At 57.2% G+C, this 14,725-nt stretch carries 14 protein-coding genes and 3 pseudogenes; 7 read left to right on the top strand and 10 right to left on the bottom strand.

The window, feature by feature from the left end; genetic code table 11:
• The first annotated feature begins 129 nt into the window (after window positions 1-129).
• Window positions 130-597, top strand: a complete 468-nt coding sequence (locus ACEPAJ_RS11180) for a DUF3429 domain-containing protein (RefSeq protein ID WP_425914884.1) — start codon at window positions 130-132, stop codon at window positions 595-597.
• On the opposite strand, the gene ACEPAJ_RS11175 is transcribed toward ACEPAJ_RS11180, so the two are convergent.
• Entirely contained in the window at window positions 565-1,116 is a 552-nt protein-coding gene (locus tag ACEPAJ_RS11175; protein WP_425914883.1) for an AAA family ATPase, read from the bottom strand. The two genes, ACEPAJ_RS11180 and ACEPAJ_RS11175, sit on opposite strands and share 33 nt — an antisense overlap.
• The gene (pnuC, locus tag ACEPAJ_RS11170; RefSeq protein WP_425914882.1) at window positions 1,113-1,679 is read right to left on the bottom strand and encodes a nicotinamide riboside transporter PnuC; all 567 of its coding nucleotides are present in this window, start codon (window positions 1,677-1,679) and stop codon (window positions 1,113-1,115) included. Before pnuC ends, ACEPAJ_RS11175 begins: the two co-directional genes overlap by 4 nt.
• A gap of 149 nt (window positions 1,680-1,828) precedes the next feature.
• On the opposite strand from pnuC, the gene ACEPAJ_RS11165 reads away from it, so the two are divergent.
• A complete protein-coding gene (locus tag ACEPAJ_RS11165) occupies window positions 1,829-2,941 on the top strand; it encodes an ABC transporter substrate-binding protein (protein ID WP_425914881.1) in 1,113 nt (370 codons plus the stop codon).
• Between the two features lies 1 nt (window position 2,942).
• Here ACEPAJ_RS11165 and ACEPAJ_RS11160 read toward each other — a convergent pair whose 3' ends face one another.
• The 4 genes from ACEPAJ_RS11160 to ACEPAJ_RS11145 all read right to left on the bottom strand — a co-directional run bounded on the left by ACEPAJ_RS11160 (window position 2,943) and on the right by ACEPAJ_RS11145 (window position 5,193).
• Window positions 2,943-3,158, bottom strand: coding sequence for a DUF2970 domain-containing protein (locus tag ACEPAJ_RS11160; RefSeq protein WP_425918011.1), 216 nt, complete (start codon window positions 3,156-3,158; stop codon window positions 2,943-2,945).
• Between the two features lie 54 nt (window positions 3,159-3,212).
• A complete protein-coding gene (locus ACEPAJ_RS11155) occupies window positions 3,213-3,440 on the bottom strand; it encodes a DUF1272 domain-containing protein (RefSeq protein WP_425914880.1) in 228 nt (75 codons plus the stop codon).
• A 184-nt stretch (window positions 3,441-3,624) separates the two neighbouring features.
• Window positions 3,625-3,894, bottom strand: coding sequence for a hypothetical protein (locus tag ACEPAJ_RS11150; RefSeq protein WP_274088719.1), 270 nt, complete (start codon window positions 3,892-3,894; stop codon window positions 3,625-3,627).
• Window positions 3,895-4,113: 219 nt separating this feature from the next.
• Complete coding sequence (locus ACEPAJ_RS11145) at window positions 4,114-5,193, bottom strand: patatin-like phospholipase family protein (RefSeq protein WP_425914879.1); 1,080 nt, start codon at window positions 5,191-5,193, stop codon at window positions 4,114-4,116.
• Between the two features lie 193 nt (window positions 5,194-5,386).
• Here ACEPAJ_RS11145 and ACEPAJ_RS11140 point away from each other — a divergent pair, with 193 nt between their 5' ends.
• From ACEPAJ_RS11140 to ACEPAJ_RS11125, 4 genes and pseudogenes are all read left to right on the top strand, one after another.
• On the top strand, window positions 5,387-5,695 hold the full coding sequence (locus tag ACEPAJ_RS11140) for a PepSY domain-containing protein (protein ID WP_425914878.1): 309 nt from the start codon (window positions 5,387-5,389) through the stop codon (window positions 5,693-5,695).
• Window positions 5,695-6,012 carry a PepSY domain-containing protein gene (locus ACEPAJ_RS11135; RefSeq protein WP_425914877.1) on the top strand — a complete coding sequence of 106 codons (318 nt, stop codon included), beginning with the start codon at window positions 5,695-5,697 and terminating at the stop codon, window positions 6,010-6,012. Before ACEPAJ_RS11140 ends, ACEPAJ_RS11135 begins: the two co-directional genes overlap by 1 nt.
• Window positions 6,013-6,672 (top strand): annotated as a pseudogene (locus tag ACEPAJ_RS11130) (response regulator transcription factor); the annotation flags it as partial.
• 4 nt (window positions 6,673-6,676) lie between these two features.
• Window positions 6,677-7,996 carry a sensor histidine kinase gene (locus ACEPAJ_RS11125; protein ID WP_425914876.1) on the top strand — a complete coding sequence of 440 codons (1,320 nt, stop codon included), beginning with the start codon at window positions 6,677-6,679 and terminating at the stop codon, window positions 7,994-7,996.
• Between the two features lie 27 nt (window positions 7,997-8,023).
• Here the strand turns inward: ACEPAJ_RS11125 and ACEPAJ_RS11120 are convergent, their stop codons facing one another.
• The 3 genes and pseudogenes from ACEPAJ_RS11120 to ACEPAJ_RS11110 all read right to left on the bottom strand — a co-directional run.
• Window positions 8,024-8,620 carry an NADPH-dependent FMN reductase gene (locus ACEPAJ_RS11120; protein WP_425914875.1) on the bottom strand — a complete coding sequence of 199 codons (597 nt, stop codon included), beginning with the start codon at window positions 8,618-8,620 and terminating at the stop codon, window positions 8,024-8,026.
• 113 nt (window positions 8,621-8,733) lie between these two features.
• Window positions 8,734-9,246, bottom strand: a pseudogene (locus ACEPAJ_RS11115) (methyl-accepting chemotaxis protein); the annotation flags it as partial.
• Between the two features lie 345 nt (window positions 9,247-9,591).
• Window positions 9,592-10,659 (bottom strand): annotated as a pseudogene (locus ACEPAJ_RS11110) (HAMP domain-containing protein); the annotation flags it as partial.
• 494 nt (window positions 10,660-11,153) lie between these two features.
• Here ACEPAJ_RS11110 and ACEPAJ_RS11105 point away from each other — a divergent pair.
• Window positions 11,154-12,473 (top strand): Na+/H+ antiporter family protein, encoded by a 1,320-nt coding sequence (locus tag ACEPAJ_RS11105; protein ID WP_425914874.1) that lies wholly within the window; start codon window positions 11,154-11,156, stop codon window positions 12,471-12,473.
• A 451-nt stretch (window positions 12,474-12,924) separates the two neighbouring features.
• Here ACEPAJ_RS11105 and ACEPAJ_RS11100 read toward each other — a convergent pair whose 3' ends face one another.
• On the bottom strand, window positions 12,925-14,520 hold the full coding sequence (locus ACEPAJ_RS11100) for an isocitrate lyase (protein ID WP_425914873.1): 1,596 nt from the start codon (window positions 14,518-14,520) through the stop codon (window positions 12,925-12,927).
• Window positions 14,521-14,725 lie beyond the last annotated feature (205 nt).

Below are 14,725 nucleotides of genomic sequence, written 5' to 3'. Positions count from 1 at the left end.
CGCCTTATGCCAATTGCAGCCACGTATGGCAAGCAGCCATTACAGAACTAATAACTGAATCTCCTTCTATTGCCCCTGAACTAGGCCTTAAAGTACGGTTTATTCAGGATTAATAGACAGGAGTGAGTCATGCATCCATTTGACGCGGCGCACCCGCCGAAATTGGCACTGCTGCTCGGCTATACCGGGTTAGTGCCTTTTGTAAGCGGGGCTTTGGGTATTTGGATTACCCCAGAAGGCTGGCGGCCGGTGGTGCTGGCGGCGTTGCTGGATTATGCCGCGGTGATTCTGGCTTTCATGGGGGCGATTCACTGGGGCTTGGCCATGCGTGCAGAGGATACGAACGAGCAAGCGCAAGTACAGCTGGGGCTTTCAGTAGTGCCGCCCTTGTTGGGTTGGCTGGCGATTACTGGCGGCATGCCAACCAGTTTGGCCTTGCCGTTATGTTTGCTGGCGTTCGGCGGTTTGTACGTTGCGGATTTGCGAGCGGTCAAACTGGGCCTGGCTCCGCAGTGGTACCCCAGTTTGCGCAGGCCTTTGACGATTGTCGTCTGCCTGAGCCTGCTACTGGCCTGGGGCAGTGTGTTGCTGCGTTGAATTGAGCCAGTGCTCCACCGTCTTTAGGGTCTGTTCACGTCGCTGCGTCCAGTTGCCCTGAATGCACTGCATGGGTTGCTGATGTCGCTGTAACCACCCCTCACACTGTTGATAGAACGCCAGCCGCTGAGCCAACTCCGGCTGGCAGCGCTGGCCATCATCGACCCAAGGTGCATCGACTGGGTCGAGCAGCAAATGAAGGTGGTAATCGCGCTCGAGCAAGGCGTGTTCGATCCAAGAAGGGCAGTCGCCAAAAAGGGCCTGGCTCCAGAGCAGATTACTCAATAAGTGGGTGTCGAGAATCAGCAGCTCGGGGCGCGCAGCTCTGGCCTGGTCTTCCCAGGCCAATTGCCCTTGCGCAATGGTCGTAATGTCGGCGTAACAGGTGTCGCGCTGCTCGCGCTCGATAAAATAGCGCACATATTCGCCAACCAGTTGCCCACCAAAATTCATCTGAATTTCTTCAGCTAGCCAGCTTTTACCGCTGGATTCTGGCCCAGTGAGTACCAGCACCTTCATGCGCAAGCCAGGGCGCGGTCACGTCGCCAGGTTAGCCAACCGTTGAGTGCTAGCAGGGTAAATACCCCATACAGCGCTGCCGTTGGGTAAAGACCCTGCTGCATAAATAGAGCGACAAACAGCAAGTCCAGAGCGATCCACAGGGGCCAGCATTCCACGCGTTTCTGTGCCATCCATACTTGAGCCACCAGGCTAAACGCGCTGAGGGCTGCATCCTGCCAGGGGGCTGCGGCGTCCGTGAACGTGGCCATCAGGTAACCGAGGGTAAGTGAACCGATTGCACCGACCGCTAGGCTCGCCAATATGCCGTTTTGGCTTAGCCGGCTTACCTGCACCCCGTTGTGACTGCTACCGCCTCGTGTCCATAGCCACCAGCCGTAACCTTGCAACACGGCATACACACCCTGCAGGAGCATGTTTGAGTAGAGCTTTCCGTCATAAAAAATCCAGGTGTACATCAGCACCATCAACAAGCCTAGCGGCCAGCACCAGCGATTTTGCCGCACGGTCAACCAAACGGCCCATATGCCAATGGCTGAAGCGATAATTTCCAGAGAGGACACACATCACCGGTTAACGAGAGGTAACAAGGGGCCGCGATTGTAGCGATTGCCGGGCGTGGCGTCTTGGTGGCTAAAGATGCTTGTCGGCTGGATGGCTAATGGCTACTGCTTTGCCGATATACTCTGCACCCGTTTTTAGGATGATCAATGTGTTCAGGTCCGCTTTGGCTGTTATTGGCACCTTATGTTTATTGGTCTTCAGCCAATTAGTCCTGGCCGCTGCAGAAAACGCACATGTTAAAAGCAAGGCTCCGGCGTCGGTGGTGTTCCTCAACCCAGGGTTTTCTGACGAGCCTTTTTGGGTTGGTTACAGTGCATTTATGCAGGCTGCGGCGGATGATCTGGGCATGCACCTGGAAGTTATTTATGGTGAGCGCGATTCGCAGCGCTTGCTTGAGAGCGCCCGCAGCCTGCTTGCCAGAGATAAGCAGCCGGATTACCTAGTGTTCGTCAATGAAATGTATACCGCGCCGCAACTGCTCAGATTATTCGCGGAAAGCCCGATCAAGCTGTTCTCCCTGCACAGCACCCTAACGCTTGAACAACAGCAGATGATTGGCGGCTCGCGTGGCCAGTACCGTAACTGGATAGGCAGCCTGGTGCCTAATGACGAGCAGGCCGGTTACTGGATGGCTAAGGCTTTGATCGGCAAGCTGGAAGGCCAGCCAGCTAGCCTGCTGGCCTTTGCAGGGGTGCGCTTCACGCCATCCGCCACCCTGCGTGAAGACGGCCTGCGCCGCGCTTTACGCGAGCACCCTGAGATCAAACTGCAGCAGGTGTTACAGGGCGAGTGGAAGCGCCAACGCGCCTACGAACAGGCGCAGCTGGTGCTGGCACGTTATCCAGAAGTACGGCTTGTGTGGTCGGCCAACGACGAAATGGCGTTTGGCGTGATTCAGGCAGCGCGGGAGTTGGGTAAGCAACCGGGCAAGGATATTTACCTGGCAGCGCTGAACAATTCGGATGAAGTGCTGCAGGCGCGTATAGACGGCACTCTCAGTGTATTGGCCAGCGGGCATTTCACCCTCGGCGGCTGGGCCATGGTGATGCTGCATGATTACCATGCGGGGCTAGATTTTGCTGCGCGTGGGGGTAAGGATCGGGTCGATCCGCTGTTCAGTCTGCTGGATGTCAAACAGGCCGCGCACCTGCAAAAGCTGCTTAAGGTGCCGGGCTCTACGCTGGATTTTCGTCAGTTCAGCGCGGTGTACCGGCCGCAGATCAGGGATTACGGCTTCTCCATCAAACCCTTGCTGCAGTAAGTCAGACACCCGCCAAGTGCAAGACGAGTTTGACCACGGCGAAAATAACCAACACAAACATCACCGTGAAAAGCACACCGAGAATGATGAAGTGACTGGGCTTGCCTCGGGAAAAATCCCGACTGCGGTTCTTGCCACTCTGCACACCGAGCGCCGCACTTAATACGCTCTGCAGCATTTCCCTTAACGTCAGCGGTTTGTCTTGGTCATCGTCCATCATGCCGTCCTCCTGTGTGCTCAGAGTAGCTGCTGTATCTGGCAATGCTAGGACTCAGGATTTATTGACGCGCACGCTGGAGGCGGGGTGTTTGAATAATTTGGCTGCCGGTCGGCGTGGTCGTTGCAGCAATTCTCCCGAGCAATTCGGGCAGACACCTTGAAGGGTGTACAAGGCGCAATCACGACAAAACGTGCACTCGAATGAACAGATCAGGGCATCGCTTGAGTCAGCCGGCAGATCACGGTCACAGCATTCACAGTTAGGGCGCAATTGCAGCATGGAAGGCTCCGTAGAAAGACGTGTCGGCTGAGCATAAACGCAAATGTTAATGTGCGACAAAACTGTTCTACGGTAGCTATGCGCGCGGTTTAACGAGGCCTTGCGCTCGCTAAACCGTGCACACGTGAGGGCTCTAATTAGGACGTGGCCTAACGGTAGCTTAGAGCCCTTAAGAAGCAGCGGATTACTCCGGCATGCTCCACGGTTCTAGCGCGAAGCCTTGCTGGCTTAGCTGCTCGCGGGACTGTTTGAGCATGTCGGCAAACTGCACGGGGTCGCTGTAGATACTGCTCGACAGTTGAGTGCGGCCGAGCAGTCGAGTGCTGGTGCGGTCAATGACTGTCAGGCTGAGATTGCCGGAACCGTCCTGCGGGGCCCAGGCCACACATTGGAAAGGTTGAAAGGCGCGGTCAGCAATCAGCAGGGCTTCGTTAAAACGCAGCGGTGCGTTCATGGGGTCGGTTTCTCCGAGGTGATCCCAAATACACAAGGACAAGCGATAGGTTCCGCTTGCCAGTCATAGCTGTTGATGAACGAAGTTGACTGTGAAGTCACATCCTGGCCAAAAAATGCACGTATTTGTCCGATAAATCACAGTTTTATCGGTTCCGTAACGAATCCCGACTGAATATTCCAGCCTGCGCGGCCTCGGTTTTTATGCGGCCAGCATCATTTATAACGGCTGAAGGCGCTCGCCAAGACGACCATTTTCGGCAAGCTCGAGAAACTCATCGCCCAGCCGCTGGCTCTCGCTCATAGCTTTACGCCAATAGCGTTCACGGCCGCCATCATCACCCTGATAACGGCTGAAATCCTTACGGTCTGGGAGTTTCCCGTGAGGCAGGCGTGCCAGGTAATCACGTGAGGGGGCGAGTAACAGCACATCCTGAAGGCGCTCCCCATCACCGCGCCGCCAGGGCATACTTTTATCGAACCAGCCGGGGATGACTTTGTCGGTGAAATGGGGGTAGAGCACGATGTCATCGCCGCTGTAGGGCAGGTCGAGGTGGTAATCGAGCAGCCCGCCATCACGGTAGGTGCCGGGGCCGGCACCCGGTATGTCACGCACCCCTTGCATGATCATCGGGATAGAGCCCGAGGCCAGCAGCGCGTGACGTAGATTGCCGCTGTCGAGTTGCAGGTAGCGTGACGGAAAATCGTTGAGCAAGCCCAGTGGTGGAGCCAAGCGGGCGTCGTGCAGAATCACTCGTTCAAAGTGTTTAGCCAGTCGTGCTCGGCCCATCATGTTACTGCCAATCACCGAAGACAGACCTAGGCTCAGTGCGCCACGGTGATCGTGCTGCAGCAGGCCATGGCTTTTCACCACAACAATGTTGAGCCGGTAATGCGGGTTGCTGAGGATGCTGGACTCGTCGCTGCCCAACAGCTGCTCCAGCATTAGGCTACAGCTGTGTGATACCTGCGCCATGCTCACGCCTTTGGCAAAGCGCTGTGAGGTGTATAGCTCACCGAGCCGGCGTAAGCCGACAGCTGGGTCAGGTAGGCAGGCGCTGGCGAACCGCCACGAACCGATGGATGCCCCAATCAGCGAGCGCTCACGTGGCGCACGTTGCAGCCAATCACCAAACAAGGCCAGATCCAGCCCTTGAATACCCAGGGCCTTGGGCCCGCCTGCTGCGCCGGGCAGAATACCGACATCCGCCGGTTGCAAGCCCTGCTCACGAATGCGCGCAAGGGCGCGTTTGCCGGCTCTGATCGTTAGGGCAGGGGACTTGATTACTATCGCACTCATGCTGGCCTCCATCGCGCAGGGCGGCGATTATAAAGCGCTGAGATACCAGGCCAAGCACGTTCAGCACGTGAATGACGCGTACAGCTATGGATTAATCAGTCGTTGAGTTCGCTCTTAGGTACATTCAGCTTGAGTTAAGTCATTTGCAGTAATTTGAATGCCACCCAAAGCCAACGTGAAAAGGACCGTGGATATGCATACATTAACTGCCATATTGACCGCTGCTGCCCTGACACTGACTGCCGGCCTGGCCCACGCCCGCGACTTGGGGCCGGATGAAGCCCTAAAACTGCGTGATGCGGGGACTATTCTGCCCTTTGAAAAACTCAACGCAGCAGCATTGGCGCTGCACCCGGGTAGCAAAACCGAAGACACTGAATTGGAAGAAGAGTACGGCCGCTACATTTACCAGGTCGAAGTGCGCGATGCCCAGGGCGTTCAATGGGATGTCGAGCTGGATGCTACCAACGCTCAATTGCTGAAGAACCAACGAGACGATTGATGAACATCACTGCTTGGCTTGTACGCCCACTCTTGGCCTGTCTGCTGCTGACGTTCACGCTCAGCAGCAGCGCGCGTGATCTGGACCAGGACGAAGCACTGCGTCTACGCCGCGAGGGGCTGATCATGCCCCTCGAACAGCTGTTGCAGATGGCTTTGCAGCGTCACCCTGGCGCCGTTCTGCTTGAAGTCGAGCTGGAGGAGGAGGACGGGGTACTGGTTTACGAAGTTGAGCTGGTAACTGGGCAAGGTATTGTGCGCGAACTGGAATTACGTGCGAGTACCGGTGAAGTACTCAAGGACGAAGTGGAAGACTAAATGCGCTTATTGCTGGTTGAAGACCATGTGCCCCTCGCCGATGAGCTGCTGGCCAGCCTGACGTGCCAGGGCTACGCCGTGGACTGGTTAGCCGATGGCCGTGATGCGGCCTGCCAAGGCGCTACTGAGCCTTATGATCTGATCATTCTTGATCTCGGCCTGCCCGGCAAACCGGGGCTGCAGGTGCTGCAGGAGTGGCGTTCAGGCGGCCTTAGCACGCCGGTGCTAATCCTCACGGCACGAGGCTCCTGGGCTGAGCGCATTGAGGGGCTGAAGGCCGGCGCGGACGATTACCTGAGCAAGCCCTTTCACCCGGAAGAACTGCAACTGCGCATTCAGGCATTGCTGCGCCGGGCCCATGGCCTGGCCAATCAGCCGCAACTGGAGGCTGCTGGGTTACAACTGGATGAAGGCCGGCAAACGGTCAAACGTAATGGTGAAGAGGTCCAGCTGACGGCTGCCGAGTTCCGCTTGCTGCGTTACTTCATGCTGCATACAGGGCAGTTATTGTCGAAGAGCCATCTGGCCGACCACTTGTACGACGGTGAAAGCGAGCGCGACTCGAATGTCATCGAGGTGCACGTTAACCACCTACGGCGCAAATTGGGGCGCGAGATCATCGAAACCCGGCGTGGCCAGGGCTACCGTTTTAATGGGATACGGCTTGAGGTCGATTCAGCGACGACTCAGTCTAGGCCTGGTCAGCGTATTGCTGATTGTCGGCCTGCTGCTGGCGCAAAGTAGCCTCTGGTTATTCGACCGCAGCCTGCGTAGCTATTTGCAGACAACCCTGCAGGATGAAACGCAAACCTTGCTGGGGGCGATTGTGCGGGGCCCCAACGGCCTTCAACTGGACGAGCGTCGGCTGAGCGCAGCGTTTAAGCGGCCGTACTCGGGCCTGTATTTTCGCATCGACCTTGCCGAGCAGAGCTGGCGTTCACGTTCGCTCTGGGATCATGAGCTGCACACAGCTGAGGTTGAAGGCTTGCAGGACGAGCTAGCCGACGGCCCGCAAGGGCAGGCATGGCTGGTGTACCGCGCTGACTATCAACGCTATGGCCAGCACATCATGATTCATGTGGCGCGCGACTACACCCCGATGCTCAACAGTTTCAGCCACGTGCAGAAAATTGTCCTGGGGTTGGGCGTCGCCGCTTTGCTGTTGATTCTGTTGCTGCAACGCTTGATTGTCAGCCGTGCGTTGCGGCCGTTGGAGCAGACTCGCCGGCAGATCATGCAGCTGCAGCAAGGCCAGCGTAGCCAGCTGGATCAGCAGGTGCCGCTTGAGCTGGAGCCGCTGGTGGCGCAGATCAACCACCTGCTGGCGCACACCGAAGACACCCTGAAACGTTCACGTAATGCCCTTGGTAACCTCGGGCACGCGTTGAAAACGCCCTTGGCGGTGCTGGTCAGCCTGGCCGCCCGTGAAGAACTCAAACAGTTGCCGGAATTGCGCGAGAGCCTCAATGGCCAGCTGCAACACATTCAGCAGCGTATTAGCCGTGAGCTAGGCCGTGCGCGCTTGGCGGGTGAAGCATTGCCGGGGGCTCACTTCGACTGTGCCAGTGAGTTGCCTGAGCTGTTCGCGACCCTGGCGATGATCCACGGCCATCATCTGGAACTCAGCTGGCAAGCCGAGCCCGAACTGCGATTACCCTGGGACCGTGAAGACCTGCTGGAGCTGCTGGGTAACCTGCTGGATAACGCCTGCAAGTGGGCCGATCGCCAGGTGCAGTTGCAGATCAGTCGGCATCAGCACGGTTATCAATTGCTCATTGATGATGACGGACCGGGCATTGACGCCGCCCAGCGTGAAGAGGTGCTCAGTCGCGGCAGTCGCCTAGACGAGCAGGTGGCGGGGCACGGCCTGGGCTTAGGCATCGTGCGCGATATCGTCGATGCCTGGGGCGGACAATTGCAACTGGCGCAGAGCCCGTTGGGTGGGTTGCGCGTCAGTGTCACATTGCCGTTGAAGCGCACCTGAATTCATCAGGTGCGCACAACGCAAGGTTCACATGCCGTTGGCAAAGGCCGGGTTGCTCATGTCGATATTGGCGCGAACTGGGCGCAGGGCATGTGCGTACTGGGCCAAAATATCCAGCTCATAATCTATGCGCGCATGCAGCCGCTGATCGTCTTCGTTGCTAGGTTCGGGGGTGTTTAATACCTTCTCGACACCGCGCACAATCAAGTGCTCGGGCAGATAGCAGAGCCGGCAGTTCTTATAGCTTGAGGCGCGCAACTCGCTAATCGGGTAGGCCCCGCCAACACCCGATGAGACGCCTACGAGCAGCCCAGGCTTATGCGCCAGCTCAGCCTTACTGGCGTAGATAAAGAAGTTTTTGATGGCCGGGCAGGCCATGCCATTCCACTCCGGCGAGATAATCACCACGGCGTCAGCCGCTGCCAGCTGCTTGCTGTACAGCCCCCACGGACCAGCATCTTCGGCAGGCCAGAGCGGCAGTGGCGCAAGGCCCAGGTCAATGACGCTGCTCTGCGCATCATCGGTGTAACCCAGCTGAATCAGACGCTGACGCAAGAAGCGGGCAACCTTGCCCGATTGGCTGTTAGTGCGACCTGAGCCGGCCACCAAGGCGATATTGAGCATCGTGCACCTCTTTTTAATCAGTCATAAATGAAAAACGCAGGCTAACGATTGCTAGCCTGCGTCACAAGGAGGCAGTCGTCACAAGCACTGCCTGGTCGGGTCACGCCTTAAGCCTAGACGCGAAACTGATCCATCAGGCTTTGCTGGTGGTTAGCCAGTTTGTTCAGACCCTGGCTGATTTTTGCCGACTCGTCGGCCTGGGAGGAAATCGATTCCGTGACATCGCGGATCGAGGCGACGTTACGGTTGATTTCCTCAGCCACCGAGCTTTGCTCTTCGGCAGCACTAGCAATCTGCAGGTTCATGTCGGTAATCACACTCACGGCCTGACTGATGCGTTGCAGCACGGCCACCGCTTGTTCGACCTGCTCGACGCTGCCCTGGGCCTGACGATGGCTGCTGTGCATGGTGCTGACCACTTCCTTGGTGCCGCTTTGCAGGCCTTCAATCACCTGGCGGATTTCTTCGACGGAATCCTGAGTACGCTTGGCCAGGTTGCGCACTTCATCGGCCACTACGGCAAAACCGCGTCCGGCTTCACCGGCACGCGCCGCTTCAATCGCTGCGTTGAGGGCCAGCAGGTTAGTCTGCTCGGCAATCGAGCGGATCACTTCGAGTACCGAACCGATTTTCTCGCTACTATCAGCCAGCCCTTCGACTTCCTGCATGGCGACGTTCATTTCATTGGCCAGCAGCTCAATGCTTGAGGTGGTCTTACCGATCACATCCATCCCTTCACGGCTGGCTTGGTCAGCGGTGCGCGCGGCTTCGGCTGCCTGGGCGGCGTTGTGCGCCACATCTTGGGCGGTGGCACTCATTTCTTGGAACGCTGTAGCCACTTGATCGACTTCGCGGTACTGCTGTTGCATACCATCGCTGGTCTGGCTGGCGATCAGCGCCGACTGGTCTGCGGTGCTGCGAGCGTCCTGCACGCTGTGTTTAACGTCGGCAATGATTGGCTGCAGCTTGTCGAGGAAGCGGTTGAACCAGCTGGCCAGTTCGCCTAGCTCATCCTTCTTGGCGTATTCCAGACGGCGAGTCAGATCGCCTTCACCGCTGGCGATGTTTTTCAACATGGCGGCTACGCCAAGAATCGGCCGGGTCACGCCTAGAGCCGTAAGCCAGATCAGCAAGATACCCACCACACCTGCGGCCAAACCCAGGCCAAGTGAAATGGCACTGTTACGGGTGCCCATGGCGTCCATTTCAGCTTCAAGTCGAGCGGCAGGTTCAAGCAGGACCTTCTCCGGAACCTCAATGAGTACGCCCCACGGCTGTGCATCAGGAATGGGCAGCAGGGGTTGTAGCACCTGCAGCGCACCTTCATGGTGCAAAACTTCAGGGCGATTATTGGCCAGCAGGCTGAGTATCTCGCCGTGCTGAGCGCTGAAGGCTTTATCCAGTTTACCGCCAAGCAGAGCGCTATCACGGCTATGGCCGGCCAGCAGTCCGGCAGGGCTGATGATGCTGACATGCCCGGCACCATCAAACAGTCCTTGATGGGCCTCGTTGCTCAGCTCTTGCAGGCTGGCGAGGCTGATATCAACGCCCAGAACGCCGATGACCTTGCCCCCTTGCTCTAAGGGAAAGGCAATGCTGGTCATCAGGGTTTTTACCCCATCGGTGTCATCGATATAGGGGTCGAGCAAGCAGACTTTTTTCTTTTCGATAGGGCAGGTATACCACGCGTTGTATGGCGCTCCGCTAATGCCCGGCGTTGTGTCGCTGAGGCTCTCTTCGCTCATGCTCTCAGAAACCAGCTCACCGTTATCGCCCTGTGCCCAATAGATCGAGAAGCGGCCCTTGTCATTGCTGCCCAATTCCGCCTGGTCGGCAAACAGTTCATCTTTACCGTCGAGCGCGTTGGGCTCGAATACCGCATAAACACCGAGCAGGCTGCGATTGTTTTCCAATGCGCTGCGCACTTGTCGGGTCAGGTCTTCACGCAGGTCGAAGGCATCCAGAAAGCGTTTTTCCGCCTGCTCGCGAATAAACAGAACCTGGTTCGTGGCACTGCGACCGTATTGGTAGGCATCCATAAAGTAGCGCTGAATTTGCAGTGCCTGAGATTGCCCGCGGGCGCTCATGCGCAACTGCGCGGACTCTTGCAGCATTTTCGAGCTGGCCTGCTTGACCAAGTCTGCACTGCTCGATGCTTGAATGACCGACGCGGAGACTAAGACAGCGACAATGGCCAGAAGGCATAGGCCCGCCAGCAGGGTGATCTTCAACTGGATGGAGAGTCGGCTGAACAGCATTTTCAGGACCTTATATGACTGAGGCTTACAACGCCTATCGGCGCTTAGGCGCTTTTCTTTAAGTTTTACATTAACTAAAGCGCAGCAAGTTACAGGCCAATAGAGCGCTTTTAGCGTCCAGAGTAATCGAATCAGTTACAGCTTGTGTTAAATAATTTACAGGCGTTTTGACAGCTCGTTCAGCTTTGTGCAGAGTACGCGCCCTCGCCAAGCCGGCGCAGCATCCAAAGAAGGTTGAAACCTTCGTGGACCTACTTAAAAGCGGGAGTAAATCGATGAACGCAGTCGTTGCGGCAGTGGGGATCATGCTGATCCTCAGCTTGTGCCGCGTGCACGTGGTTGTAGCCCTAATAGTCGGTGCATTAGCCGGTGGCCTGCTCGGCGGTTTGGGCCTTGAAGGCTCGCTGACTGCATTTCACAACGGTTTAGGCGGCGGCGCCAAGGTTGCCTTGTCCTACGCCTTACTGGGCGCTTTTGCCGTGGCGATCGCCAAATCCGGCTTGGCCCACGCGCTGGCTGACAAAGCCTTGGCGATGGTCGGCAAACAGGACACTAACAGTGCCGGGCTGCTTAAGTGGCTGCTGATCGCTCTACTCTTGGTGGTGGCGATTTCTTCACAGAACATCCTGCCGATTCATATCGCCTTTATCCCGTTGCTGGTGCCGCCGCTGCTGTTTGTATTGAGCAAGCTGCAGCTTGACCGACGTTTGATCGCCTGCGTACTGACGTTTGGTTTGATCACGCCCTACATGTTTTTGCCGGTAGGCTTTGGCGGCATTTTCCTAAATGACATCCTGCTGGCCAATGTGGCCAGTGGTGGCGTTGATATCAGCGGCCTGCAAGTGACCAAAGCCATGGCCATCCCGGCACTGGGCATGCTCTGCGGGTTGTTGATTGCCGTGCTGTTCAGCTACCGCAAAAAACGTGTGTACGACCTGAGCAAGATAGAGCAGGCCGAGCGCGTGGATGTGGCCTACAACCCGTTGAGCCTGCTGGTGGCCGGCGTGGCGATTGCGGCAGCCTTTGTTGTGCAGCTGTGGTTGGACTCGATGATCATCGGCGCGCTGGTTGGTTTCGTGATCTTTTCGGTATCCGGCGTGGTGCGCTGGAAAGAGGCTGACGGGCTGTTTACCGAAGGCATGAAAATGATGGCCATGATCGGCTTTATCATGATCGCTGCTGCCGGCTTTGCCGAAGTGATGAAGGCCACGGGTGACGTAAAGAATCTGGTCGAGAGCGCAGCTGATCTGATTGGTCACGACAAGGCTCTGGGTGCGCTGCTGATGCTGCTGGTCGGCCTGTTGGTGACGATGGGCATCGGTTCATCGTTCTCCACAATTCCCATTATCGCGGCGATTTTCGTACCGCTGGGGCTGCAGTTGGGCTTCAGTCCACTGGCCATCCTGTGCATCGTCGGCACCGCCGGCGCACTGGGCGATGCGGGCTCGCCGGCCTCGGACTCGACCCTGGGGCCAACTGCGGGTCTTAACGTCGACGGCCAACACAACCATATTTGGGACAGTGTTGTGCCGACCTTCCTGCACTACAACCTGCCTCTGTTGGTGTTCGGTTGGGTTGCCGCGATGGTGCTTTGATTCGGCACGGCTTATCTGCCGAGCGAGTCTCGGGCGATTAGTCTTTAAGCGGGGCTATCGATAAGTCGGTAGCCCCGTTTTTATTTGGGCGGCAGGGTTATGCCTTGCGGCGGGGGCTTTCATTGCAGGTATGGGCCTACGATGGCGTGCCAGCATGCGCCGATGAAGGTTGCCGCCAGTACCCCGCATCTCAGCCGTTAGCGCCTGAGTGTCAGCATCAGCACCTATGATGCGATGCGCTTGTTTGATCGTGCGCCGTGCTGACTTTGGCAGGGCGGGGCGTCAGCGCAAGGCGAGGCTCTGCGCTACGGGCAACGTCCCCAAGACCGTCCCTGAGCCTTGGGGGGTTACGTCAGTGGAGCCGCACGCATAAAAAAACCCCAGCATTTCTGCTGGGGTTTTTTTCAACACACTCAACCTTGATCGTGGCCTCGGTTGAGTGAACCGGTTCTTAGCTGAACTGGTTCATGGTGTTGTCTTTGCCGCCTGCCTTCAGAGCGGCTTCGCCAGCGAAGTACTCTTTATGCGCATCGCCGATGTCGGAGCCGGACATGTTCTGGTGCTTAACGCAGGCGATACCTTGACGGATCTCCTCGCGCTGAACGCCTTTCACGTAGGCCAGCATGCCTTGGTCTGCGAAGTACCCTTTGGCCAGGTTATCGGTGGACAGCGCAGCGGTGTGGTAAGTCGGCAGAGTGATCAGGTGGTGGAAGATACCAGCCTGAGCAGACGCGTCACGCTGGAAGGTGCGGATGCGCTCGTCGGCGAACTTAGCCAGTTCAGTTTCGTCGTAATCGACGCTCATCAGCTTGGCGCGGTCGTAGGCGGAAACGTCCTTACCTTCTGCAGCCATGCTGTCGAAGGCCTGCTGACGGAAGTTCAACGTCCAGTTGAACGATGGGCTGTTGTTGTAAACCAGCTTGGCGTTCGGGATGGTTTTACGGATTTCGTTAACCATTTCTGCGATCTGGCCGACGTGTGGCTTCTCGGTTTCGATCCACAGCATGTCAGCGCCGTTCTGCAAGGACGTAATGCTGTCCAGTACGCAACGCGCTTCACCGGTACCAGCACGGAACTGGAACAGGTTGGAAGGCAGACGCTTAGGACGCAGCAGTTTGCCGCCACGGTTGATCACGACGTCGCCATTGCCCAGGTCGGCAGCGGAAACTTCTTCGCAATCGAGGAAGGAGTTGTACTGGTCGCCCAGATCGCCTGGCTCTTTGGTCACGGCGATTTGCTTGGTCAGGCCGGCACCCAGGGAGTCGGTACGCGCAACGATCACGCCGTTGTCGATGCCCAGCTCAAGGAACGCGTAGCGAACAGCGTTGATCTTGGCGATAAAGTCGGCGTGAGGAACGGTTACTTTACCGTCCTGGTGACCGCACTGCTTCTCGTCAGAAACCTGGTTTTCGATCTGGATGCAGCAAGCGCCTGCTTCGATCATGCGCTTGGCCAGCAGATAGGTGGCTTCTGGGTTACCGAAGCCTGCGTCGATGTCGGCGATGATTGGCACTACGTGAGTTTCGTAGTTGTCGATCTGATTCTGGATCTCAGCGGCTTTGGCGTTATCGTCTGCAGCGCGGGCAGCATCCAGCGCGGTGAACAGCAGGTCCAATTCGCGGGCATCAGCTTGGCGCAGGAAGGTGTACAGCTCTTCGATCAGGCCGGAAACCGAGGTTTTCTCGTGCATGGACTGATCCGGCAGCGGGCCGAAATCCGAACGCAGAGCAGCAACCATCCAGCCCGACAGGTAGAGGTAGCGCTTGTTAGTGGTCTTCAGGTGCTTCTTGATCGAAATCAGCTTCTGCTGACCGATGAAACCATGCCAGCAGCCCAGGGACTGGGTGTAGACGGAGGAGTCAGCATCGTACTCGGCCATGTCTTTACGCATGATGTCAGCAGTGTACTGAGCGATTTCCAGACCGGTTTTGAAACGGTTCTGAGCGCGCATGCGGGCTACGGACTCAGGGTCGATAGCGCTCCAGCTGCTGCCAGCAGCGGCTTTAAGGGCGGCAACGGCTTTGATGTCGTTTTGATAAGCTGACATGGTCAATCCTTCAAAGTATGTGTTTGGTTGAGCACCGACTTCCCCACTGAACACCTGTGTTGCTGGAGGTTGTTGTAGCCAACTGCAGAACGTTGAGAAATTGACGTGAGACGGAATTGATCCGGGAGAGGGGAGATCAGCTCAACAGAGCGCTGGCTGCAGCGGTTACAAATGACGTTGGATCATTTGCCGGCTAACGGATCAA

The sequence above is a fragment of the Pseudomonas sp. GWSMS-1 genome (assembly GCF_049847425.1).
Classification (GTDB): Bacteria; Pseudomonadota; Gammaproteobacteria; order Pseudomonadales; family Pseudomonadaceae; genus Aquipseudomonas.
This window is presented reverse-complemented; position numbering and strand designations above follow the sequence as displayed.

What these genes read in the sequence shown, in the direction of transcription:
- ACEPAJ_RS11150 (WP_274088719.1), bottom strand. Translation starts at nt 3,894, where the DNA reads ATGAACGCACCGCTGCGTTTTAACGAAGCCCTGCTGATTGCTGACCGC.
- ACEPAJ_RS11160 (WP_425918011.1), bottom strand. Translation starts at nt 3,158, where the DNA reads ATGGACGATGACCAAGACAAACCGCTGACGTTAAGGGAAATGCTGCAG.
- ACEPAJ_RS11120 (WP_425914875.1), bottom strand. Translation starts at nt 8,620, where the DNA reads ATGCTCAATATCGCCTTGGTGGCCGGCTCAGGTCGCACTAACAGCCAA.
- ACEPAJ_RS11135 (WP_425914877.1), top strand. Translation starts at nt 5,695, where the DNA reads ATGAACATCACTGCTTGGCTTGTACGCCCACTCTTGGCCTGTCTGCTG.
- ACEPAJ_RS11100 (WP_425914873.1), bottom strand. Translation starts at nt 14,520, where the DNA reads ATGTCAGCTTATCAAAACGACATCAAAGCCGTTGCCGCCCTTAAAGCC.
- ACEPAJ_RS11180 (WP_425914884.1), top strand. Translation starts at nt 130, where the DNA reads ATGCATCCATTTGACGCGGCGCACCCGCCGAAATTGGCACTGCTGCTC.
- ACEPAJ_RS11155 (WP_425914880.1), bottom strand. Translation starts at nt 3,440, where the DNA reads ATGCTGCAATTGCGCCCTAACTGTGAATGCTGTGACCGTGATCTGCCG.
- ACEPAJ_RS11140 (WP_425914878.1), top strand. Translation starts at nt 5,387, where the DNA reads ATGCATACATTAACTGCCATATTGACCGCTGCTGCCCTGACACTGACT.
- ACEPAJ_RS11105 (WP_425914874.1), top strand. Translation starts at nt 11,154, where the DNA reads ATGAACGCAGTCGTTGCGGCAGTGGGGATCATGCTGATCCTCAGCTTG.
- ACEPAJ_RS11175 (WP_425914883.1), bottom strand. Translation starts at nt 1,116, where the DNA reads ATGAAGGTGCTGGTACTCACTGGGCCAGAATCCAGCGGTAAAAGCTGG.
- ACEPAJ_RS11145 (WP_425914879.1), bottom strand. Translation starts at nt 5,193, where the DNA reads ATGAGTGCGATAGTAATCAAGTCCCCTGCCCTAACGATCAGAGCCGGC.